The organism is Paenibacillus aceris, assembly GCF_017874035.1.
Lineage (GTDB): Bacteria > Bacillota > Bacilli > Paenibacillales > NBRC-103111 > Paenibacillus_E > Paenibacillus_E aceris.
Genome location: NZ_JAGGKV010000010.1, coordinates 192,221 through 214,966, shown reverse-complemented (window position 1 = coordinate 214,966; position 22,746 = coordinate 192,221). Strand labels below are relative to the sequence as shown.

Sequence of the window (22,746 nt, the reverse complement as noted above, 5' to 3'; positions counted from 1 at the left end):
TCTTGCCAGCGTATCGGTCTAGAGACGGAGCTAGAATGTGACCCGCGTCTGAATGAATACCTTCATGAGTCGTGTATACTTATATAAAATGCATCAACAGGAGGAAAAACTATCATGAATGCTCAAACGTTGATCGGGTATGGCGTTGGTGCTCTGATCATCATACTGGTGTTATGGTTCAGAACCCGGGGCAAAAAACGTCCGATCAGAAACAAAGGCATAGGAATGTTAATTCCCGTTATTTTGCTTCCTGTCGTTTTTGGATTTTCCATTTATTCGTTGACCAAGATTCCTGATCATCCTTTTCATTTACCCGTGATTTGGGAGATGTTGTGCGCCGTCCTGCTGGGAATTGGGCTTGGCAGCATTATGCTGTATCATACCGGCTATGAGAAGCGGGAAGACGGGTATGTCTACTCGAAGCCGAACAAAAACTTCAAGTATGTCATCATCGCCGTGCTGGCCATTCGCATCGCGCTTTCGCAATATTTTAAAGGACTGGATTATACAGAATTTACAGTTCTTACGATGTTGATGGCTTATTTATACATTTGTGTATGGCGCGTCGGAAGCTTCGTGAAGTACCGCAAAGCCAGTGTTAACTGAATAGTGGAGTAGAGCACCAATGGCATTGATCAGGAGCCTAGAGCGACGTATTACGTTGTTGGGAGTAACGAGTGGCGGACGTCGGAAGATTGGACACCTGCCGAGGCGAAGGTTAGCAATTTGTATTTGGGCAGCAATGGGCGGGCCAATTCTAGCCATGGAGACGGGGTGCTGAAGTTAGAGACTCCTCCTCGTCGTAGTCCTGCGGATACGTATATCTATAACCCGGAGGACCCGGTTGCCGACAGCGGTGAAAGAGAGCCGGAGAACATGCGAAAGCATGAGCTTCGCTGCGATATTCTCGTATATACGAGCGATGTGCTGGAGAGCGATTTGACTGTGGCGGGCGAGCTGTCGTGTGAGCTGTTTGCGGCTAGCACCGGGGTTGATACGGACTGGGTGGTTACTTTGAGCGATGTCGATGATCTAGGCAATTCCATTAAGCTTTCCAATTACATCGTACGGGCGAAGTACCGCAATGGATTGGATTCGCCAGAGCTGCCGATTCTTTCGTGAGGATATGAGAATTGAGAAGGCACCCTTTGGGGGTGTCTTTTTGATTTTGAATGGTTTTTCAATGGCTGCGGGGAGAGGCGCGAGCGGTTGAAAAAGGCCCTCTCAGGAGGAGAGGGGGCGTGAAGTGGCAGTGAGACGGCCGATAGGGCCGACTCGACAACCAGAGCCAGAGCCTCTTACTCCCACCCCAAAATCCTGCCGTAACGCTGTTTCCAAAGTTAACGGATGCCAAACGCTCATGCTGTCCAAGTTAACGCTGTAGAACAAGCTAAACTCTAATGCTCGGGCCAGCCACGAGCTTATAGCTCCACAATCAACCCATCATACGCAACCACAATCCCATGCGGCTGAAAAATTTCAATCAAATCCTCATGCAACAACCCTGCATTATGGGAAAAATGCGTAACGAAAACTTGCGCGCCCGGCTTTAAGACACCGACCTCGTCCATCCACGTTTTTGTTTCGAGTACAGCATCCACGTTCATATGATTGTTTCTGTGTCCGACTCGGCCCGTAGTGCATTCGAGAATGACCATGTCGAATTGTTTATCCTTCAGCCAAGCCCAGGTTTCGTCCGGAAACCAACCGCTGTCGTTGCCGTACAAAATGGTTTTGCCGTCTTTTTCGATGGAATAAAGCAGGCATGTTTCGAGCGGGTCATGATCCGCCAGCAGCGGAACGATTGTGGCCGTCTGCGTTTGGACAGGCTGAAACGGAATTACCCGGTGAAACTTATAGTTGTGTTTCAGCCCATTAAGCGCTTGAAAGCATAGACGGAAAGGAATGTCATGTCCATAGACATGCATGGTTTCGTCGCCTGATTGGGCATAGCCTTCGGCGCGAATGGCCATATCCTCGGCATACAGATGGTCAGAATGCGAATGGGTGATAAGCAAGTCTTTCACGCTGTTCATGTCCACCCCGTATTGGAGCGAATGCATGAAGGTATCGGGCGGGAAATCTACCTTCAGGTCGTGATCAATCATCACCGAGGTGCGGGTGCGAATATTGTGCCCTCCGCGTTCACGGGCTTGTTTGCAGGTGAGACAGTGGCAGAATAGCGATGGAATTCCCTCAAAAGCCGCTGTACCCAGGAAATGGACCTTCATAAATACACCCTCCTTGACGTCGTAGAGCATCATGAAAATCAAACAAAGAATGTTGTTTCATGAATATTTAGTGTTGTTTATTGTTGTGATCTTGTTGTTTATTGCCAATTGTATCGTCGCCTGGCAGCGCTGTCAATGCAGAAAAATGATTACTAAGGTTCCAAACAAAGGGAAGAATAGAAAAACAAATCCCGTTTATTGGAGGTAATCAGCAATGAACACGCTTTTTAAGTTGAAAGAACGAGGCACGACCGTTCCAACGGAGCTCATGGCGGGGGTTACGACGTTTTTGACTATGGTTTATATTGTGATCGTGAATCCGGGGGTTCTGAGTAAAGCGGGCATGGATTTCCACGGAGTGTTTATTGCAACGGTACTGGCGAGTATTGTGGCCACGCTGATAATGGGGCTTTTTGCGAACTACCCGATTGTGATTGCGCCGGGCATGGGGCTGAATGCTTATTTCGCCTTTAGCGTTGTGGGAGGAAGCGGTGTGAGTTGGCAGGTTGCCTTAGGCGCAGTTTTTGTCGCAGGGGCTTTGTTCATTGTGTTATCGCTGACAACTTTCCGATATATGCTGCTGGATGCTATTCCTGCGAGCTTGAAGCACGCCATAACAGCGGGTATCGGCTTATTCATCACATTTATCGGCCTGCAAAATGCCAAAATCATTGTAGCATCTCCGGCGACGCTGCTAACGCTGGGCAATCTCAGAGAACCCATGACATCGCTCACGATCATTGGTCTGATAGCTTCACTCATTCTGATGGCTTATCAGGTGCAGGGCTTTTTGTTCTTCGGCATGCTGATTACCGCTATACTGGCATGGATAACAGGTCTGCTGACGATGCCGGAGACATTCGTTTCAGCGCCTTCCGGACTCTCCGCCACAGCATTTCAGCTGGATATCAACGGCGTGTTTTCCGGGGGAATGTATGCCGTCATTTTTACGTTTTTGTTGATAACACTTTTTGATACAACAGGGACGATGCTCGGGGTTGCCGAGCAAGCGGGACTTCTCAAAGACAATAAATTTCCGCGTTCACGGGGCGCGCTGCTGGCCGATGCGATCGGAACCTCGACAGGGGCCCTGCTTGGTACGAGTCCCACCTCGGCTTATATTGAGTCCAGTTCCGGTGTCGCAGTTGGAGGGAGGACAGGGCTCACGGCGGTTACGGTGTGCGTTTTGCTCGCATTGACATTATTTTTCTCACCGATCATCGCGGTGCTTGCCAGCATCCCGGCTATTACAGCTCCTGCGCTAATCATCGTTGGTTTCCTAATGATGAACGTGCTGCGCAAAATCGAGTGGCAGGATCTGGAGGAAGCCTTTCCGGCCTTTCTGATCGTGGTGCTGATGCCTTTAACCTATAGTATCGCCACTGGGATCGGTATCGGGTTTATCGTCTATCCGGTGTTAAAGCTGCTCCGCGGGAAACGCAACGATGTTCATCCGATTTTTTATCTGTTTGCGGTGCTGTTTTTTATTCAGATTGTGTTCTTCACCCATTGAAGCTGAAATATCTTTAACGGGCAGCAGCCTCATAGATTAGGCTCAAAGGCGGCAGTGGCGCAGCAAGTGTCAGCGAAGCTGGCATCCGCACAAGAAGTGACTTCTTCCTCGCAAAAGTTAGCAAGCATTGCTCAGGATTTACAGGACATTATCAAGACTTACAAAATGAATTAAAGGAACCGGAAGACACCTGATCAGGTGTCTTTTTTAATGGCAGCAAGCTTATCACGGACGTTGGTCTCGAGCTTGAAGATTCGCTGCTTCTCCTCGTTGATTTGGCGCAGAAGGGAAACCATGGAGCTGAGGGTGCTTTGGACCCCAATCGCATCCCCTTGTTTGGCGCTTTTTTTAAAGCCGCTCCATAACGGGGATAAGCTTTTCCGGGATGACTTCACGGCACTTTGCTTAGCTTTAATTTGCGCGTTCACCGGATCCAGATCGTCGAGGAGACTTCGGACTTTTTTCGCAGCTTTGGAGGATTGCTCCTTGGCTGCTTGCCGGACTTTCTCTTTTGCCTGTATGTCTGCACGAGCCAGCTGCACAGGAATTTTCAAGGCAGCGGCTTGAAGCCGGAGCAGGGTATTTAAGCTTTTGTTTTTGAGCGGGCGCACGGTTTCAATCTGTTTATTTAATGCCGTGTAACGGGATAATAATGGTTTGTACCGTTCTCTCGTTTGCAGGACATCCTCCTCCAGCTTGGCTAATTGGGGTTTATCGATCTCTTTGGCTTGTTGGCTTAGCGCTGCTTGGGCTTCTTTATTTTGATTATGCTGCAAAGCAATCGTAGTGTCCCAATCTTGTTCTTGTTTCTGAAGGGTGAGCAGCTCGTCCTGCAAGGAATGGATGCGATTGGCCTGAGTCTGGGTAGCGGAGGCCATGGTTTTCTCGAGGAGTGCGGCTGTGATTTCAATAGGTGCTGCTGCAGCCGCCTCCACCGAAATGACTGAGAGTAGAACGAAAGCGGCGAGAAGTGAAATGAAATTCTTCAAATAGAAGCCTCCTTTAATTTCGGGAAATACAAAAAAGCACCTGCAAGAAAGGCAAAAGCCTTATCCTACGGGTGCTTCCAACGTAAGTATTTACTCGAAATATGATAGATGTACTATACCAAGCGACCCTGCAAAGTGTCAATACGAACGCCAAATTTGCTCCGAGCGCATTCGTACTTTACACTAGATAAGACTGGTAAAATAACCACGAACAAAGGATGGAACTGCTATGATGAATCAACTTTCTATGAATGATTTGAAACGGTTTAAGCACGATATAACCAGATTTATGATGACTTACAAATTCGCTTTGGACGCCATGGAGACCCGCGTAGAAATACTAGTGCAGGAATTCGAGTTGCTGCATGAATATAATCCGATCGAGCATACCAAGTCCCGCTTGAAATCGCCGGAAAGCATTTTTCATAAGCTAAGTAGAAAAGGCGGAGAAATGTCTTTTGACGGGATAAAAGCATGCATTAAAGATATTGCAGGCATGCGGATTACGTGCTCATTCGTGTCCGATATTTATGTCATCTCCAATATGCTCAAGAACCAAAGCGACTTAAAGGTGCTGGGAGAGAAGGATTACATCAAGCATCCGAAGCCGAATGGCTATCAAAGTCTTCATTTGTTAATCGAGGTTCCGGTACATTTGACGGATCGTCAAGAAAGTGTGTGCATCGAAATTCAAATCCGTACGATCGCTATGGACTTTTGGGCTAGCTTGGAACATAAAATATTTTATAAGTTCAATGAAGGCAATCAAACAGTGCCGGTGCGTTTGCTGGAGGAGCTCAAACAAGCGGCCGTCGCGGCGTCTGCACTCGATCTGCAAATGGAACGCCTGCATGCCGAAATTGAAGAGATTAAAGAAGAGCAGACTTCCGAGGTTGTGGCAAGCGATAAGCTGAATAAGATCGTCATTAACAATCAGCAATTTGCGCTGCCGCAGGCTCTGCTGGGACTTTTAAATGAGGAGGAGGCCAAGTAAGTACATATCCTAGAAATGGATGATGTCTCTTTTCACTTCTGTGGTATAATGGAAGGATTGGAACAGAAGGGTGTTGCTTCGGACATGCAGACATTTGAGGATTGGAATCAAAAGGTGAAAACAACGTTTAATGCTACAAGTAACGAAGTGGTATTAACGGTGATGGAAGCTGGAAAATCATTAGGTTTAACGAAGGATCAGATGAAGCAGTATGTTGACAAACACAATTTAACCAAGGTGCCTATTATGAGAAGTGTTCACCGTTACTTGCTATTGAAAAGCGAGATCGATGAGATTGTGGGGAAATCATGAGTAATGGCAATCAAACCTATGCGAATCACCGTAGAATGCATCCGTTGTTTCACTTTGTATTCTCTTTGCTGGCATTAGTTTTACTTATTTTGTCGATCATCGAACTGGTTAGATCCTTGCAATCGGGGAATGGAGTGCTTCCCTCGTTTCTATTTCTGATCATTTCTATTATCGTGATCGTCGTCTTCTTGCTGATTCGTACCTATCCTATGAAAGCACAGGATCGCGCGATACGTGCAGAAGAGAATCTTAGGCACTATGTTTTGACCCAGAAGCTGCTGGATTCAAGGCTAGCAATTGGCCAAATTGCTGCTTTGCGCTTTGCTTCCGACGCGGAATTCCCGGCTCTATCCGAGAAGGCGGCTGCTGAGCAGTTGTCACCTGATGCGATTAAGAAGTCTATTAAGAGCTGGAGAGGCGACGATTACCGCATATAGTATTTAAAAGAAAGAGACATGTCCCAGGAGGATGTGTCTTTTTTTGTTGAAAAATGTTCGTTTAATCGAGGTGGCGTTGCTCAGTCAGGGACCGCGGACCGCAACGATTATTCGGGCAGAGGAGGATGTCCTTCTGTGGCGGCTGGATTCAACAGTTTTCTACGATATGATCTTCGACCAAACGAGCATTGCAGTGGAAATGATGAAGCAGCTTTCCCGCAGTCTGCGATCCGAACTAGCGAAAGGGCCAGCAGCTGCAGAGGATTCAGCGGAATCCGGGCTTATGTCCACGCTCGGCAGATTGCACGGCGCAGGAAACTGCCCTGTTGCTGCAGCTTCATCGGGATCAGGTGATGACCTTCTACTTCCAGAACATCGACGTTCTGCGCAGTATGATGCATGTGATCGCGGAGCGGCTGTGAGGCATGAACTAAAAGTAAAGGGCTTCTTTGAAAGGTCTTGTCTGACCTTCAAGGAAGCCCTTTTTATTTCGTAATGTGGCGTGGCCATTGGCAAATTGGTATGGAAGTCCAAGGGCTTTTAGGGAAGTATAGGGCGCTATTTGCCCCAAATAGCCCTTTGGGCGGGGGAAAGGGAACCAGCGGTCCGCTATTTCGCTGTACTGGACACATATTTGGATGATTGAGGTGAGATAAGACCCTGCAGTTCCCCACGAACCCCCGTCATACTTCATTTCGCATAAATAGGGGAATGAAGTTCCCTAAATAAAAGCGAATTTACAAGCCGAGCTTCCCCCAAGCCTACTTGCCAGTTGCAGGTACGGGGGGCGGGATCCTAACCATGTTTATCGGCGCAGACGTTCCTTGCGCAGCAAATAAATAAAATACGGCGCGCCAATGACGGCGGTCATAATCCCTACCGGCACCTCGCGCGGGAGGATAATGATGCGGCCGAGCAAGTCGCCGAGCAGCATCAGATCCGCGCCGATGACAGCGGCCAGCGGGATCAGCCATTGATGCCGGCTGCCGACGATGCTGCGCGCGATGTGCGGTGCGATGAGGCCGATGAAGCCGATCGCGCCCACGGCCGACACGGAGATGCCGGCCAAAGCAACGGCGAGCAGCAGCAGCAGGAAGCGCTGCCTCACGATGTTAAGCCCAAGCGAGGCGGTAATGTCATCGCCAAGCAGAAAAATGTTCAGCTTCGCAAAGTTCGCCCACACGATGGGCAAGAGCACTGCGATCCACGGCAGCAGTGTATAAACATCGTGCCAATTGCGGCTCCACAAGCTGCCGGATAGCCAGAGCAGCGCCATGTTGATGTCGCTGGGGTGTCGAATGATCAAGTACTGTGTGCCGGCTTGGAACACAGTACCAATGGCGACGCCTACCAAGGCTAGCGAGGCGGGCGTGAGTGTTAAGCGCCGGCTGAGCAGCAGCAGGAGCAAGAAGGCTAGGAAGGCGCCGACGAAGGCGGCAATCGGCAAGACGTAGCTTGGCGACTTGGGGAATAGAAAGAGCACTGCGGCCGCCATGAAGCCGGCTCCTTTCGTAATCCCCACCACGTCCGGGCTGGCCAGAGGATTCCTTACCAAGCCTTGCAGAATAACACCGCCGACGGCTAAGCCGAAGCCCGCTAATATCGCAACGAAGACGCGCGGTAAGCGGACTTGATGCACGATGAAGTAAGTTGAGCTTTTCGCATCCGTTAAGCCGGCCCATACCTCTTTAAGTGGAATCCGCACGGCACCCACATGAACATATAGGGTGGCTAGGACGAGCATGACCGCAAGGGCGACTATCAAAGAGAGGGAAGATGTATGTGTAAATCTTCTCACTTCGCACCTCCTTGCTTGCGAGCCAAGTAAATGAAATAAGGCGCGCCGATGACAGCGGTCACGATGCCAACCGGTGATTCGAACGGAAAAGCGATGAAACGGCTGAGAAAGTCGGCATATACGAGCAATATTCCTCCAAGCAGAGCCGTCATCGGACCCAGAATGTTTAAGTTAGGTCCGATCATCGCACGGGCGATATGCGGAACAAGCAAGCAGATGAAACCGATCGGACCGCATAAGGCTACGGCAGAGCCGGCGAGCACGATGACAAGCACGATGCTGATACCGCGTACGATATTCACGCGTTGGCCCAGGCCAGAGGCGATGTCGTCATCGAGCAGCAGCAGTTTGAACGCCGGGAGCATAAGGCTGAATAAGACCATTCCGCCAATGAAAAAAGGCAAAATGATCCGTACATCCGACCATCCTGCTTGGTTCAGGGAGCCAACCAGCCAGAAAATCATACTATCCGTCGCGTGCTGATTCATGATAATGAGGCCTTCCGTCAATGAAGACATGAGGAAGTGGATCGTGATTCCCGCAAGGGCTAGACGCACATACTGCCCGCGTCCCGCGCCCGCAAGCGACCAGATTAGCAGCGCGCTTAAGGCGGCCCCGACGAAGGCGAAACCGATGAGCCCGAAGTTACCGAAATGGGGCAAAAAAGCTAGCCCGATTACAACAGCTAACGAAGCCCCGGCGTTAATTCCGAATATATGCGGAGATGCCAGCGGATTCTTGGTTGTTAATTGGGTAAGCATGCCGGCCAAAGCGAGCTGCATCCCTACGATACACGCCATGATGGCGCGCGGCAAACGGAGTGTTTGTATGTAAAGATGGGCTTTGTCGCTGCCCTGATAAGTCACCGCTTCGAATAAAGTGCGCCAAGAAACAGGGGCTTGGCCCCACTTCAAACTGCTGATCACACCGATCAGCATCACGAGAGCAGCAGCAGAAAATAGGAAGAGCAGAGGCCATTTCTGGCTCTGCTTCTCAGTTATAGGCTTCATCGGACTATTGCCCCAAATTCTTCACGATGTCATCAAGAATTTTCTCGGATCCGAGGAATCCGCGCGATAGAGACCAGTCACGACGCTCTACAGTAAATACTTTCTTGTTAGCTACAGCATCAATTTTCTGCCATAGAGGGTTTGTTTCCCATTGCTTAACAATCGTTTCTTTCTCAGTTGGCATCAGGAACAGAACTTGCGGGTTTGCTTCAACGAGCTGTTCAAGCGTAATTTGCGGATAGGCTGCGGTATTTTTTACTGGATCCGTATAACCAAGCATTGCTAGGTAAGAACCGCTGTAAGCGTGATCCGAATGTGCGAAGAATCCTTTGGGATTCACAACAGCTGGAAGTACGCGAAGGTTTGTTGCGCCTAGTTTCTTTTTCATCGCTTCTACCTTAGCTTGGTGCTCAGCCAGACGTTTCTTGCCTTCCTCTTCCTTACCGACTGCTTTCGCGATGATGCCGACATTTTTCAGCATTTGATTGTAGTCAGCTTGGAAATCGTCCAATACGAGAACCGGTGCAATGCCTTTTAGCTGCGCAATCGCATTTTTATGCTTGTTGATGTCCGCTATGATCAAATCAGGCTTCAGTGAGGAAATCAGCTCAATGTTAGGCTCGTAGCGGGAACCTACGGATTTGTAGGATTTTAGTTGAGCTTTTACAGAATCCATCAGAAGATCCGGGCTGTCGTCGTCGGCAACGCCTACAGGTTGTACACCTAAGGTGACAAGGATGTCTGTAAAGCCGAACTCCATGGCAACGATGCGCTCCGGTTTCTTAGGCAGTTCGAGTGTCCCTGTAGCATCCTGCACGGTAATTTTACCGTCCGTTTGAGCGGTAGGCTTCTGGCTGGCTGCAGCCGGAGTGGTTGTTGCTGCCGTTTCGGTATTCGTCGATTTGCCGCAAGCTGCAAGGCTTAACGCAAATACGGTGATCAGTGCGATCAGGCTAAAACGAGTAAAATAGTGTTTCATTTGTGCATTCCCCCGTGACAATGATTATTATTCTCATTTGAAATAATACTCAATATTTCACAGTTAGGACATGTCTAATATGCATAATGAACATGTCCCATTATTAGATTTAATGCTGGTTAGCCAGAAATTCCGAGGGTGAAGTTCCGGTCTTTTTTTTGAATACTTTGCTGAAATGGAAATAATCCACGAATCCGACGCGTCCGGCGACTTCTTTGGCGAGTAAATCGGTATGAAGAAACATTTGCTTCGCTTTCTCAATACGCAGGGTGTACAAATAATTCATCATCGTCATCCCGGTCTGCTTTTTGAATAAAACCGTTAAATAACCGACACTCATGCCTGCTCGTCTAGCCAACATCGGAAGCGACAGCTCCAACATGTAGTGTTCGTTCATATAGGAAAGGATCTCCTCGATCGATTCCGTTGAGGACTTTTTGTCCTGCGTCAGATGAGATTCATATAAGTAAATGAACAGAATGCGCTCCAGCATCATGCGCTTTCGAAATGTGTGAGCGGCTATTTCTTCATCCGTCAGCGGATGAAGGTCCTCCGTCGTTCGAAGCAGCTCGTCCAACATGTAGTGAATTTTTATCTCACTTAAGGTTGTGAGAGGGCCGTGCTGGGACCAGATGCTCCCTTCCGGTAACATCCTGTAGGCAATGATGACGTATTCGACGGTTTTGGTTTTGGGAACCTGAATAGCGTAAGGGCCATGATCGGGATGGCACGCATAGGCTTGTGAACAGACCGTCGGTTCCTGGTCGTGTCTATGTATGGTAATATGGCCGCGCCGCACAATAATAAGCCGGTGCATTCCGGTCGGACATTCTATGTTTATCGGGGCACTGCAGGTCTCGATCTGCTCAATGAGCGGGACGAGGGGAATAAGCTGTTGAAAATTCATAAGCAAGATCCTTTCCTAACCTCGTAATGATTCTCATTTGATAGTGACACAGTTAGAGGTTTGCAACAAGGGTGAAAACATGGAAAAGCGCCCCAAGTGGGCGCTTTTTGGTAGTGCGAAGCCTGCGAATAGGATAGGGATCTGTTATAGTGCGTAGACGCTTCTCATAATGATCTCAGGCAGCTCAGCTTGCTGGGCGTAATATTGCTCAAGCGTGATGCTGCCGCTCGACAAGCGCTCGTCGAGCTGTTCGGTTAGCTCCGCGAGTTGCAGATCGATTACTTTTTGGACATCGACCTTATTGGCTTCGGCGATATCGGCCAGCGACTGTCCGTTATATTGGGCATTGTAAATATCTTCCTCGGAAGCTAGACCGAGAACGTGGAGCAGGTCATATTTTGCAGCCATAATTCGTTTTGTCATCATAGATTACCACCGTACATCGTTATGTGCCTGCAGTCTGATCGGCTGAAGGGTTGTGTGTCCCCAAGGGTCTTGCTCCAGTATATGCAAGAGCTCGCGAAATGGCTTGGGGACTTACCTTATTACACAGGATGGGCGTGTTTGAATCAGGGGTCCGTACATATCGGTCTGGTACGAAAGTATACCTTTAATACCTCCAAGGTAGTAGGGACAAATTACACTTGCGAGTGAAGTCTCAAAACGTATGCATAGCTACAATAAATTTGTAAGCAAGTGCAGAGCAAGAAGGAGGCAGGGCAGCGCGATGATTCGTTTGAAACGCAAAGTGGTGATCGTATCATTGAGCTTCTCAACTCTCCTCATCATGAGTACGGCGTATGCCTTGCTGCCAATGCACCAAATTGCAGCACCTCTTGACCTGTAAAGCAGAAAGAACCGACGGGTTATCCCGGCGGATCTTTCTTTTGTACCTATGCGATCTAATGCTGCAACTCGAATTGAACCAGCCCTTTGGATAAAGCATATAAAGCGGCTTGCGTCCGATCCGCCAGTTCTAATTTGGCTAGAACCTGACTTACGTGATTTTTAACGGTGAACTCTGTGATGTACAGAGCGCTTGCGATTTCTTTGTTGGAACGGCCCTTGCCGAGCGACATCAGCACTTCAAGTTCTTTGGGAGTCAGTTCAGACAGCTCCTGCTTTTCTCTGCCTGCTCTATGCGTCATCATGGAGCCCATTAACACAGGGTCGTAGTACTTACGACCGCGAGCCACAACTTCAATCGCATACAACAAGTCTTCGGGAAACGCTTCCTTTAAGCAGATGCCTTCAATCTCCATGGATTGTGCGAGCTGAAGCTCACTTTGCGTGATCGATGAGGTTAAAATCATATATTTACAAGCATGTCCCGCCCTTCGGGCCATTTGTATAAAATCTAATCCATTCTCATTCCCCAAGTTCAAGTCTACAAGGACAAGATCGGGGTGTGTCTGATCCAGAAGCAGCAGTGCTTCCTTCGAATTCGCAGCTTCCCCAACAATATTCATGGATTGACCGGATGAAACAATCGTGCAAATGCCTTTGCGGACAAGCGGGTGATCATCAAGGATAATCATATTCATCAATCGGGTTCCCTCCAAAATGATGCGATCTATGATATACTAATTTTGGGTATAAATACCTAGTTCTTTCTACCTACGAATTGAATCGACTGATTCATTGTATAACAAAAATAGTCGAAAAACCATTAAGAATTCATAAAGTTTAGGAGTAGATCAGCATGAATGTCTCCAACAAATCGGGCTTATATTTATTTTTTTGGTGCAGATGGGTGCTCCTGTTGATGGGGCTCTTGATTTATACCAAATCGGGGAACGTAACGCCGGGACTGCTGTTAGCCGCTGTTCTTTTTCACACTGTCTACAGCCTGTTATATGTATTTAAAATGGATCGAATCACGGCCATTGCAGCGTCTGCCTTTGATATTGGCTTTGGGATCTATCTGCTCTGGTTAACAGGGGGGCTGTCCTCTCCATTTTTAATATACTGTTTTACTGGACTTTTGATGGTTAAGCGGTTTGTGACATGGCGAAAGTATTATCCAATCTGTCTCAGCTACACGCTCCTCCTCCCGATTATCTTTGCACTGATTTCTGAGGGACCTGTGTATATGTATCTTCTGAACCATTTTGATTATAGTTTTGTCGTGTTGGCCTACTTCAGCAGTGTGAGTTTTGTGCACTATACCTTGCAAGGCGTACGTAAACAATACCGCAAGCTTGTGATGATTTATTCGACTCGCTTTATGGCGCGGCAGCCATTAAGGCAAGGAGCCGTTCTATACATAGAAGGGATGCTTAAGAAGATTTTGGATGAGCGTGAAGTGATGCTTTGCATGGCAAGCGCAAGGCAGAGTGAGAAAGTACAGAGCTGGAAGCATACTTATTTTACGAACTATTTGAAGCATAATTCACCCCTGCACAGTCAGAGAATGTACGCCCAGCTGCCTTCTCCGACAGGTGAATTGGAGGCTCTGTATATCCAGACGCTGCTGGACCGCAACGGGAAATTCTATGGATGGCTGCTAGTGAAGCGGAAAAGAACGAACTGTCCGTTCTGCACAAAATGTATATCCAATTCATTCTCATGAGGCTGGAAGCTTTTCATTTCAGTGATGAGCAACTGCTGGACGCAGAAGAAACAGCGGTCGCTATGGAGCGCAATACGATTGCCCAAAACATACATGATGGCATCACGCAGGAGTTGTTCTTCATTTCGATTCAACTGTTTCAGTTGAAAAATGCGCTTCCCGCACATGCGCGTGACGAATTGCTCCCTTATGTGGCCGAGATCGAGAAAAAGGTGAAAGAAAGCCACCGGGACATGCGGCAATTCATAATTGAGCTGAAGAATGAAAAGAGAAAATTCAATCTCCACCATGCCATTGAGAAACTGCTGCAGCGTATTACGGAAAACACAGACGTGCGGCCGGTCTTCGAACATATCGGTTGGGTTTCGCAGGAACAGGCGGATATTGAAGGCGAGATCTATCACTTGGTGGAAGAAGCGGCCAAGAACGTCATTAAGCACGCGAAAGCGAAGCATCTTCACGTGGCGATAGAAGTTACGAGTTTCCAATTGATGGTAACTATTATGGATGATGGAATCGGAATGAAGAAAGTGGGTGTGCATCAAGAGGGAAAGTTCGGACTAGGTGGCATGGAGAGCCGGATCAGAGCCTTGAACGGCACAATCCTCTTCGAAACGGAGGAGGCGGTGGGAACAACAGTTACTGCATTTATTCCACGTGAAAGGAATATTGCTTATGTATAAAGTCGTCATTGCGGATGACCGTTCCATTGTCAGAGAAGGTCTTCATATTCTGCCTTGATGAAAGTGAGGATATTTATCGGGCTTTTCAAGCTGGTGTGGATGGTTACTTAATGAAAGATACGAGTCCCGAGGTCATACTTTCCACCGTTGATGAAGTGATGAGAGGGTTATGGTTGGAGACGTTTCGCCGATTATTGCGGCAACAACCAAAGGAGTGTATACATTAGGCAGCACGATTTTGGCGGTGTTATCCTTATTGCGCGTACAGGAGTGGGAAATTGATCTGTTGTCTCTTCTGCATTTCGTAAGCAGGATCAAGCTCCCCGATTATATGTTCGAAAAGGAAGGAAAGCTGTCCGAGTTCGAATTCGTCCAAGAGCACTGCTACATGGCAAAGGAATTATGTGAAGGAATCCCTGATTTTCAAGAAGTGGAGAAATCTTTCCTGTACCACCATGAAAAAGTGGACGGCACCGGCTACCCGTATTGCCTAGGTGGAAGTATTCCTTGCGCTAACGACGCCGCGGTCCTACAGGCAGGAGATGTCCCAGCGCGAAGCCTATGCAGAAATTCAGAAGCTGGCGGGACATTCCTTCCGCGCGGATATCGCAGAGATCTCCGGAAAAGTGATCGATTAGCATCCAATATTACCCTGCCAAAAGCACGCCTACTCTTGTCTTCTCTGAGGCATATTAGTAAAAGTCTATGTAGGCTTTACCAAACCACAGAAGGCAAGGAGTGAATCTGCACCCGTGAATTACATCCGTATCCTTACCGTCGTGCTGGCGATGCTGCTCGGACAGGCCACGCTCGTATCCGCTGACGGGTCTTATCATTTCGGCTTCAAAAAAAGCGTCAATGGACAGCGCCCGTCCATTGATGAGGAAGGCTTCAAGAGTCTGTTGAAGCAGCATGGGGCTATTTTTACAGGTGATCTTGCTATGAAGGAACTGTACCTGACGTTCGATAATGGGTACGAGCAGGGCTATACCGGTAAAATTCTGGATGTGTTAAAAGAAAAGCAAGTGCCTGCCATCTTCTTTGTGACCGGGCATTACATCAAAACCGAGCCTGAACTGCTGAAGCGCATGGCGGCGGAGGGCCACTTGATCGGCAACCACTCCTGGAGCCATCCGGATATGAGCCAAATCTCGGCGGACCGCATCAAGAAAGAGCTCGACCAAGTCAGAGACGGTGTTAGCGCTGTTACAGGGCAGAAGGAGATGCATTATTTGCGCACGCCGCGGGGCATCTTCAACGGGCGATCCTTGGCCGTCAGCCAGCAGCTTGGCTATACGAACGTATTCTGGTCCGTTGCGTACCGTGACTGGGAACCTAAGCAGCAAAAGGGCTGGGACTATGCTTACAAAAATGTGATGGCGCAGCTGCACCCAGGAGCGGTGATTTTGCTGCATTCCGTATCCAAAGACAATACGGAGGCACTTGGCAAAATTATTGACGATGCCAGAAGTCAGGGGTATGTGTTCAAGAGTCTGGACGAGATGAAGATGCGTACACCATAAGGAGTAAAAGGGCTCTAGCAGGTGCCATCCGGCTTAACTTAATAAAGAACTCACAAAGGGCCGCCCTCAAAGTAGATTTTCTACTTGAGGGCGGCCCTTTCGATAAAGGGAACTAGAATCCTCTATTTGTTCAAAATCGGCTGCATTCGGAGCTTTAGTGGAACTACAAGTTCCTATTTAACCCCCAAGTGGTCCATTTTGTTCAAATTTGTGAAAATAATGGAATGTAGTTCTCGCTCATCGCCTGAATGGCTGCTTTCGGAGTAAATAAAGGATCGTAGTGTCCTTATCTTCAGGGTATCACGAAACTGTACATGATTAGGCTTTGCTTAAATAATTTTCAACGGTTGATTGTGACTTTTTATCCTGCAGCCATGTGGTCGAGAGAGAGGCTAATTGCTGAGTGGTGATCGCTGTTTTAATGTCCTCTTTTTTCTCCTCCATGGTAGGGGTATAAGCTGCTTTTCGGTCCGTTACTTTAATGATGTCGTAACCTGTGCTTGTCTTAACGGCACTGCTGGTTTCGCCTGCTTTTAAAGCAAAGGCCGCGGTATCGAACGCTTCGTCCATGTTGCCGCTGGAAATGTAGCCAAGAGATCCGCCGTTGTCCTTGGTCGCGGTGTCTAACGATTTACTTTTGGCAAGTGTGGCAAAGTCTCCGCCGTTTTTCAGTTCAGCCAGAATGGCATCCGCTTCTTCTTTCGTTGCAACGGAGATGTGGGAAGCCTGAATTTGCTCCGGCACCTTCAAAGTTTCGAGATTCTCATCGTAGTATTTTTTGATATCATCATCGGTGATCTTAACTTGAGGCGCTAGAATCTTTTTCAAGAGTACTTGCGACTTCATGCTTTTCTTTAAATCGTCTATTGTCATGCCATAGGAAGTTAGGGCCTGCTGAAACTCAGCATCTGAACCATAAGAGCCTTTAACGGAAGCGACTTCTTTGTCAATATCCTCATCGGTAACTTGAACTCCAGCTTTTTGCCCTTCCTGGTTAATAAGTTCTTCAGAAATCAAGGAATCAAGCGTCTGCGCGCCCCCGCTGGCCAGCATAGCTTGATACAACTGGTCAGAGTTGATGGTAACCCCATTAACTTTAGCTACAGGCTCTGCTGCACTCTGAGCTGTTTTCTTCATCGGAGGGTAGAAGGCGATATAAGCGATAAAGCTGAGCACCAGTATAGCCGACACCCATTTCCACGTGCGATTAGATGATCTATGTGTATTTGTCATAATTGCTCCCTTCAGTTTGTGTCTCTTGGATGACATGCTGCTATTATCTCAATGGAATCTGAAGCCCACATGAAGGCTAACTGAAAGTTTAATGAATGAGCAGGGGAGTGCTGGAAGTTCGGTGAAAAGAGTTGATGCCCCAAATTACATTGTACACAATATAATTGTTGACAATATTGATTAAACTTGATATGATTTGTTCATAAGGTTCGCATCAAATTTATTTGCTTACAAAGTATATTGAAACATAACGAATAAATAGCACAGTTTCTAAAGGAGGCAGTCCTATGCACTACAAAGCGATCGTTATCGGTACGGGACCAGCAGGATTAACTGCTGCCATATATCTCGCAAGAGCAAATATTGCGCCGCTTGTCATCGAAGGCATTCAGCCGGGAGGTCAGTTAACGACAACAACCGAAGTGGATAACTTCCCAGGGTTTCCCGATGGCATTATGGGGCCAGAGCTTATGGACAACATGCGGAGGCAGGCGTTACGCTTCGGTGCGACGATCCAGTCGGGTCGGGTTACGGAAGTCGACATGTCGAAACGGCCGTTTACTTTATTTTTAGAGGATGGAGGCCAATTGTCGGCTGATTCGCTAATTATTTCTACGGGAGCCTCGGCCAAAAAGTTGGGTATCCCCGGTGAGTCGGAGAATATCGGAAGAGGCGTCAGCACCTGTGCGACTTGCGACGGATTTTTCTTCAGGAATAAGAAAATCATCGTGATTGGCGGTGGGGATACCGCGATGGAGGAAGCGCAATTCTTGACCAGATTTGCATCTGAAGTGCGCGTTGTGCACCGCCGTGATGAGCTAAAGGCATCGAAAATCATGCAGGATCACGCCCGCGGCAATGAGAAGATTGCCTGGAGTCTAAACCGCACGCCGCTTGAAGTGGCAGCAGGACCTATGGGGGTAAGCGGATTGAAGGTGCTCAACAACGAGACTGGCGAGGAGGAGCTGCTTGAGGCTGACGGTATTTTTCTGGCCATCGGGCATACACCGAATACCGGCTTCTTGGGCGGTCAACTGCCAACCGATGAGCTCGGCTACCTGCAGGTCATTCCGGGAACGTCCCAAACTACTGTGCCTGGTGTATTCGCCTGTGGCGATGTACAGGACCGCATCTATCGCCAAGCCATCACATCGGCAGGCAGCGGTTGTATGGCGGCACTTGATGCAGAGCGATTTATTTCCGAACAGCATGCGTGAGGCATTATCAAATAACAATCATTTACTAGGAGGAATCAGCCATGTCAGTTAACCAAATTTCCGATGCAACGTTTCAAAATGAGACCGGTGCGGGCACCGTACTCGTCGATTTCTGGGCACCTTGGTGCGGACCTTGTAAAATGATCGCTCCGATTTTGGATGAACTCTCAACCGAGATTGGGGCAAAGGCGAAGATCGTAAAAATCAATGTGGACGATAACCCGGAGTCAGCTGCCAAATATAACGTGATGAGTATCCCGACCTTGCTTGTTTTCAAAGACGGTCAAGTCGTTAACCAGCTTGTCGGCGTGCAGTCCAAAGAAAAGCTTAAAGCCGTTATCGATCAAGCTTAATCGAGCCAGATCCAATTAACCTTTAACATTTAAAGGAATTGAGCATACAAAACAAAAAATTATTCAGGAGGCATTACGATGACACAATTACAAGAGCGCACAGGAGTAGCTACAGTTGGAGGAAATCCGGTAACACTGCTAGGTCCAGAGATTAAAGTTGGCGATCAAGCGCCTGATTTCAAGGTGAATAAGGATCTCATGACAGAAGTTAGCTTGTCGGATTTCGAAGGTAAAGTGAAGCTGATCTCCGTTGTTCCTTCGGTAGACACAGGGACTTGCGATGCTCAGACACGCCGTTTTAACGTGGAAGCTGACAAGCTTGGAGATGACGTGGTCATCCTGACGATTTCGGTCGATCTTCCTTTTGCACAAAGCCGGTTCTGCGGAGCTGCCGGAATTGATAAAGTCATTACCCTTTCCGATTACAAAAATCGTGCCTTCGGTCAAGCGTACGGGGTATTGATTAAAGAGATTCAGCTTGATCAACGGGCCGTTTTCATTCTAGATACCAATAATACCGTTCGCTATGTAGAGTATTTAACAGAAATGAAAGAGCATCCGAATTATGACGCGGCGCTTCAAGCGTTGAAAGAGCTTGTGTAATATGCAAAAAGGACGAAGCCGTCGGCTTCGTCCTTTTTATATTTTAATCCCGGCGGATTGCTGCAGCCTAGCGGCAATTTTCATGAAATCCTCCGTGAATATGCCTGGAGCAAATTCTTCCGGTGTATCGGCATACTCAGGAATCGGGCCCCCTTCGGGAATGCCTTCTTTGACGACCAAATCGCCACCATCCTCGGGATGGGCACCTTTCCAGATTTGTTCCAGATCCTTATAGTCCTCATCACTAAAGCGATAGAGCACACGGTGGACCCCTTTTTCTTCATACTTGCGGGTCTCGTTGAACGCTTTGTTGTCCAAGCTCGGAATCGGTATCAACTTGGTCACTTCTGCGCCGGTAGCCATTTCAAGCGCCTTGGCATAAGCCACAACATGCACGCCTCCACGAACCAGCAAATAGCCGATCATAGCGCGGGCGACGGGGTGGCTTGTCATTTCGTAGACGCGCATCTTATGCGTGCGTGCACCGCACTCCAAAAAGAAGTTATGCAGCAAATCGAGGATAAGATTGCCACTGTTAAATACATTCTCCCCGGTCCACGCCTTGCCCATGGAATCCACGGGTAGAGCATTCTGCCCTGCAAAGATGAAATGCTGCGTATTGCGAACATCCTTGGCTGCCGCCAGCGGCGTAGAATCGGGATCGCCGGGTTTCGTTGAACCGGCCAAGCACAGATTAATCGTGTGCGTCACCAGCTCGACATGACCGAACTCTTCGGCCGTAATGCTCGAAACGAGATCGTAAAAAGGTTTCAACTTCGTCTTATTCTTGAAATTAAACGACTGAAACATGTAATTGTTCAGTGTGGACATTTCCCCGAATTTGCCGCCGAGTAATTCTTGGACAGCGGCAGCTGCATTCGGATCGGCGGTTGTCGGCTGCGGCAGTTCAATGGCTAAGCGATTGAAACGTTTGATCAAAATGATCCCTCCAACTGGTCAGATACGGGTGTATTCTAACCAAGCCGGCGGCAAATCATGCAAGCCGCCGCGTGCTATCGGGCAGGAGGAACGAGCCTGCTGCCCTTGACCATAGCCCCGCCGCACAAGGGACAGGGCTTCGCCGTTCGCCGCGATTCCTGCGGCGAAGAAATGCGCGACCAGGCCTTGCAGCCGGCCTGGTTGCAGACCCACGCCGCGACGAGCTCCGTCGCGGCGGGCTTCGCAGCGGCAGCCGCCCGCGGAGCGGCTGCCTTCACGCTCACAGCCGCCGCAGGCTTGCGGCTGCCAGACCCGTCCGCGTCAGGGAACGCGGACAGCAGGAAGCGGGAAGGCTCCGCCTTCTTCCCGCGATAATACGCCGGCGAGCTGATCAGCAGCTCGGCCTTGGCGCGCGTGACGGCGACGTAGGCGAGTCGCCGTTCTTCCTCCAGCGCGGCGGCAGTCTTGTCGCGCGCCGTAACACCTGCCAGCTGAACATCGTTCAGCTGGTTCGCTTCCAGTGCCGAGCTGTGCGGCATGTTGCCCTCAATCGCACAGAGCAAGTAGACCACATTGAACTCGAGGCCCTTTGATTTGTGGATCGTCATGAGCGAAATTTTGTTCGCGGCATGGTCTTTTTGCAGGGCGCTCATCTCCGTGCGTTTTTCTGCGACTTCATGGATAAAATAAAGAAACTGCTCCACCGAATCGAAACGCTTGGCAGAGGACTCCAGCTCGTCCAGTGTTTCCTTCAGCATTTCCCGGTGATGCGTAAGCTTGCTGCGTTTGTTCGTCTCCAGGAAAGCGTCGTAGAAGTCCTTGCGGATCGCTTGAATGGCTTCCAGCGGCTTCATCTCGGCAAGCGTTTTGATGAGACGGATGCGGCTTTTCAACTTTTCCTTTTGAAAATCTTTCAGCTGCGGCAAGCCCAGCAGGTGGATGAGCGGCCACTTTTTGGCCTGAATCGCTTCCTGTTCTTGAATAATCCGCATGCCTTGGTCACGACCTATATATAATGAGGGTAGGACACCCTCTATGGCTTCGAAATTCCGTCGTTCGTGAGCAATCCGAAGATGGTCGATAATCGGCTTCACCATCCACTGCTCATAGAAGGAATCGCTGCTGCCATAATCGACAAAAGGTAAATTATGCAGAATTAACTGCTCAATAATGGCCCTGCTGTTGCTTTGCGTCCGGTACAGAATAGCAAAATCCCCAAACGAACAATTACCCTCAGCGACTTTGACCCGGATATCGTTGATTAACCAATCGGCCTCATCATCGCTGCTGGCAGGCTTTACATACAGAGGTTTCGTTTCACTTTGCTTGGTGGCAAGCAGCGTTTTGCTCTTGCGCTGCACATTATGCTTAATGATGGCATTCCCTAACCCGACAATGCTCGAAGTGGAGCGATAATTGATATCGAGTGTAACTGTTTTTGCTGTTGGATACTGCTCATGGAATTGTAAAATAAATTCATTCCGGGCGCCGTTAAACGAATAAATGGTCTGGTCATCATCGCCGACAACCATCAAATTTTGATGATTGTGTGCAATCATTTTAATAATCTCATACTGTACCGTGTTCGTATCCTGAAACTCATCGACGCTGATATAAGTGAACTTTCGCTCCAGCGAGCGCAGAATATCCGCGTTTTGCTTCAACAGTTGGTGAGCAAGGATTAAAATATCATCGAAATCGATCTTCCTCTGTTCCATTTTCCACTGCTCATACTGGAGAAAAATTCGTTTCATCTCCTTATCTTCATCCGTCTCCTCGGGAAGGTCGCTGACATCGATCAACTGCATTTTATAGGAGGAAAGGAGAGAAATGAGAACTTCGGGCTGATAAGTATCTTGAAGTCCCATCCCCAGCATAATGCGTTTGAACACGATTTGTTGATAGCGGCCGTCGCTCAAAATTTCCTGAGCGAATCCGTTCATCCGCAGCAATCGCAGACAAAAGGCATGAAAAGTTCGGACTTGCATCGAATGGGTTATACTTGCGTCAAGACCTGGCAGGGAAGCGAGGCGTTCCCGCATTTCTTCGGCGGCTTTTTTCGAAAAAGTAATCAGCAGCACGTTCGACGGATGAACCCTGTGAACACGCAGCAAATAAGCGACTCGGCATACCAGCACCGTTGTTTTCCCTGAGCCAGCACCCGCTAATGTGAGGAGAGGGCCCTTGAAATGGCGAACGGCTTGTACCTGCGCTTCATTCAGTAAAATTCGGTGGCGTTCCAAATCGCGAAAAAAATAAGCATCCCGGTCGTCGTCGGGAACAAAATCCGTGCTATTCGTTAATCGTGCCAGCTGCGCATGCGGAACCTTGTGCTCAGTGGCAGGTTTAGAGCCTGATGGAGTAGGGTAAATAGATAGAGAGTTCATTGGTTATCACCTGTTCCTTGCTGTTTCCTTGCTTTTTTCTTGCATTGCCTGAGGACTGAACTACCT

25 protein-coding genes are annotated in these 22,746 nt (G+C 48.6%); 14 read left to right on the top strand and 11 right to left on the bottom strand.

Annotated elements, in window-relative coordinates; all coding sequences use genetic code 11:
* Positions 1-114 precede the first annotated feature (114 nt).
* Positions 115-606, top strand: coding sequence for a CcdC protein domain-containing protein (locus J2Z65_RS19660; RefSeq protein ID WP_167053082.1), 492 nt, complete (start codon positions 115-117; stop codon positions 604-606).
* A gap of 24 nt (positions 607-630) precedes the next feature.
* Positions 631-1,122 (top strand): CocE/NonD family hydrolase, encoded by a 492-nt coding sequence (locus J2Z65_RS19655; RefSeq protein ID WP_167053192.1) that lies wholly within the window; start codon positions 631-633, stop codon positions 1,120-1,122.
* A 299-nt stretch (positions 1,123-1,421) separates the two neighbouring features.
* Here J2Z65_RS19655 and J2Z65_RS19650 read toward each other — a convergent pair whose 3' ends face one another.
* On the bottom strand, positions 1,422-2,231 hold the full coding sequence (locus J2Z65_RS19650) for an MBL fold metallo-hydrolase (protein ID WP_167053080.1): 810 nt from the start codon (positions 2,229-2,231) through the stop codon (positions 1,422-1,424).
* 214 nt (positions 2,232-2,445) lie between these two features.
* On the opposite strand from J2Z65_RS19650, the gene J2Z65_RS19645 reads away from it, so the two are divergent.
* On the top strand, positions 2,446-3,744 hold the full coding sequence (locus J2Z65_RS19645) for an NCS2 family permease (protein WP_167053078.1): 1,299 nt from the start codon (positions 2,446-2,448) through the stop codon (positions 3,742-3,744).
* A gap of 194 nt (positions 3,745-3,938) precedes the next feature.
* Here J2Z65_RS19645 and J2Z65_RS19640 read toward each other — a convergent pair whose 3' ends face one another.
* Positions 3,939-4,733, bottom strand: coding sequence for a hypothetical protein (locus tag J2Z65_RS19640; protein ID WP_167053076.1), 795 nt, complete (start codon positions 4,731-4,733; stop codon positions 3,939-3,941).
* A 229-nt stretch (positions 4,734-4,962) separates the two neighbouring features.
* Between J2Z65_RS19640 and J2Z65_RS19635 the strand changes: the two genes are divergently transcribed.
* The 4 genes from J2Z65_RS19635 (at position 4,963) to J2Z65_RS19620 (ending at position 6,972) form a co-directional block, all read left to right on the top strand.
* Positions 4,963-5,727 carry a GTP pyrophosphokinase gene (locus tag J2Z65_RS19635; RefSeq protein WP_420850762.1) on the top strand — a complete coding sequence of 255 codons (765 nt, stop codon included), beginning with the start codon at positions 4,963-4,965 and terminating at the stop codon, positions 5,725-5,727.
* Between the two features lie 84 nt (positions 5,728-5,811).
* The gene (locus J2Z65_RS19630) at positions 5,812-6,039 is read left to right on the top strand and encodes a DNA-binding protein (RefSeq protein WP_167053074.1); all 228 of its coding nucleotides are present in this window, start codon (positions 5,812-5,814) and stop codon (positions 6,037-6,039) included.
* Entirely contained in the window at positions 6,036-6,476 is a 441-nt protein-coding gene (locus J2Z65_RS19625) for a DUF6526 family protein (protein ID WP_167053072.1), read from the top strand. Before J2Z65_RS19630 ends, J2Z65_RS19625 begins: the two co-directional genes overlap by 4 nt.
* A 43-nt stretch (positions 6,477-6,519) precedes the next feature.
* Positions 6,520-6,972, top strand: a complete 453-nt coding sequence (locus tag J2Z65_RS19620) for a Crp/Fnr family transcriptional regulator (RefSeq protein WP_167053070.1) — start codon at positions 6,520-6,522, stop codon at positions 6,970-6,972.
* A gap of 309 nt (positions 6,973-7,281) precedes the next feature.
* Here the strand turns inward: J2Z65_RS19620 and J2Z65_RS19615 are convergent, their stop codons facing one another.
* From J2Z65_RS19615 to J2Z65_RS19590, 6 genes are all read right to left on the bottom strand, one after another.
* Positions 7,282-8,220: a FecCD family ABC transporter permease gene (locus J2Z65_RS19615; RefSeq protein WP_167053188.1), complete on the bottom strand. Its 939-nt coding sequence runs from the start codon at positions 8,218-8,220 to the stop codon at positions 7,282-7,284.
* 50 nt (positions 8,221-8,270) lie between these two features.
* Complete coding sequence (locus tag J2Z65_RS19610; RefSeq protein ID WP_167053068.1) at positions 8,271-9,284, bottom strand: FecCD family ABC transporter permease; 1,014 nt, start codon at positions 9,282-9,284, stop codon at positions 8,271-8,273.
* 4 nt (positions 9,285-9,288) lie between these two features.
* Positions 9,289-10,263 carry an ABC transporter substrate-binding protein gene (locus tag J2Z65_RS19605; protein WP_167053066.1) on the bottom strand — a complete coding sequence of 325 codons (975 nt, stop codon included), beginning with the start codon at positions 10,261-10,263 and terminating at the stop codon, positions 9,289-9,291.
* A 109-nt stretch (positions 10,264-10,372) separates the two neighbouring features.
* On the bottom strand, positions 10,373-11,170 hold the full coding sequence (locus J2Z65_RS19600; RefSeq protein WP_167053064.1) for an AraC family transcriptional regulator: 798 nt from the start codon (positions 11,168-11,170) through the stop codon (positions 10,373-10,375).
* A 144-nt stretch (positions 11,171-11,314) separates the two neighbouring features.
* A complete protein-coding gene (locus tag J2Z65_RS19595; protein ID WP_167053062.1) occupies positions 11,315-11,596 on the bottom strand; it encodes a hypothetical protein in 282 nt (93 codons plus the stop codon).
* Between the two features lie 476 nt (positions 11,597-12,072).
* Positions 12,073-12,714 (bottom strand): response regulator, encoded by a 642-nt coding sequence (locus J2Z65_RS19590; RefSeq protein ID WP_167053060.1) that lies wholly within the window; start codon positions 12,712-12,714, stop codon positions 12,073-12,075.
* A 158-nt stretch (positions 12,715-12,872) separates the two neighbouring features.
* Here J2Z65_RS19590 and J2Z65_RS19585 point away from each other — a divergent pair, with 158 nt between their 5' ends.
* From J2Z65_RS19585 to pdaA, 4 genes are all read left to right on the top strand, one after another.
* Complete coding sequence (locus J2Z65_RS19585) at positions 12,873-13,742, top strand: hypothetical protein (protein WP_167053058.1); 870 nt, start codon at positions 12,873-12,875, stop codon at positions 13,740-13,742.
* A complete protein-coding gene (locus J2Z65_RS19580) occupies positions 13,670-14,425 on the top strand; it encodes a sensor histidine kinase (protein WP_167053056.1) in 756 nt (251 codons plus the stop codon). The genes J2Z65_RS19585 and J2Z65_RS19580 overlap by 73 nt, the downstream gene beginning before the upstream one ends.
* A 169-nt stretch (positions 14,426-14,594) precedes the next feature.
* Positions 14,595-15,167 carry an HD-GYP domain-containing protein gene (locus J2Z65_RS19575; protein WP_167053054.1) on the top strand — a complete coding sequence of 191 codons (573 nt, stop codon included), beginning with the start codon at positions 14,595-14,597 and terminating at the stop codon, positions 15,165-15,167.
* Between the two features lie 46 nt (positions 15,168-15,213).
* Positions 15,214-15,948 carry a delta-lactam-biosynthetic de-N-acetylase gene (pdaA, locus tag J2Z65_RS19570; protein WP_167053185.1) on the top strand — a complete coding sequence of 245 codons (735 nt, stop codon included), beginning with the start codon at positions 15,214-15,216 and terminating at the stop codon, positions 15,946-15,948.
* A gap of 318 nt (positions 15,949-16,266) precedes the next feature.
* Here the strand turns inward: pdaA and J2Z65_RS19565 are convergent, their stop codons facing one another.
* On the bottom strand, positions 16,267-17,181 hold the full coding sequence (locus J2Z65_RS19565) for a peptidyl-prolyl cis-trans isomerase (protein ID WP_167053052.1): 915 nt from the start codon (positions 17,179-17,181) through the stop codon (positions 16,267-16,269).
* 287 nt (positions 17,182-17,468) lie between these two features.
* Here J2Z65_RS19565 and trxB point away from each other — a divergent pair, with 287 nt between their 5' ends.
* From trxB to tpx, 3 genes are all read left to right on the top strand, one after another.
* Entirely contained in the window at positions 17,469-18,398 is a 930-nt protein-coding gene (gene trxB / locus J2Z65_RS19560) for a thioredoxin-disulfide reductase (RefSeq protein WP_167053050.1), read from the top strand.
* A 41-nt stretch (positions 18,399-18,439) separates the two neighbouring features.
* Positions 18,440-18,751 carry a thioredoxin gene (trxA, locus tag J2Z65_RS19555; RefSeq protein WP_167053048.1) on the top strand — a complete coding sequence of 104 codons (312 nt, stop codon included), beginning with the start codon at positions 18,440-18,442 and terminating at the stop codon, positions 18,749-18,751.
* 78 nt (positions 18,752-18,829) lie between these two features.
* Entirely contained in the window at positions 18,830-19,354 is a 525-nt protein-coding gene (tpx, locus tag J2Z65_RS19550; protein WP_167053046.1) for a thiol peroxidase, read from the top strand.
* A 36-nt stretch (positions 19,355-19,390) separates the two neighbouring features.
* Here tpx and J2Z65_RS19545 read toward each other — a convergent pair whose 3' ends face one another.
* Together J2Z65_RS19545 and J2Z65_RS19540 are read right to left on the bottom strand one after the other, a co-directional pair.
* On the bottom strand, positions 19,391-20,293 hold the full coding sequence (locus J2Z65_RS19545; protein ID WP_167053044.1) for a manganese catalase family protein: 903 nt from the start codon (positions 20,291-20,293) through the stop codon (positions 19,391-19,393).
* A 74-nt stretch (positions 20,294-20,367) separates the two neighbouring features.
* On the bottom strand, positions 20,368-22,680 hold the full coding sequence (locus J2Z65_RS19540; RefSeq protein ID WP_167053042.1) for a UvrD-helicase domain-containing protein: 2,313 nt from the start codon (positions 22,678-22,680) through the stop codon (positions 20,368-20,370).
* Between the last annotated feature and the right edge of the window lie 66 nt (positions 22,681-22,746).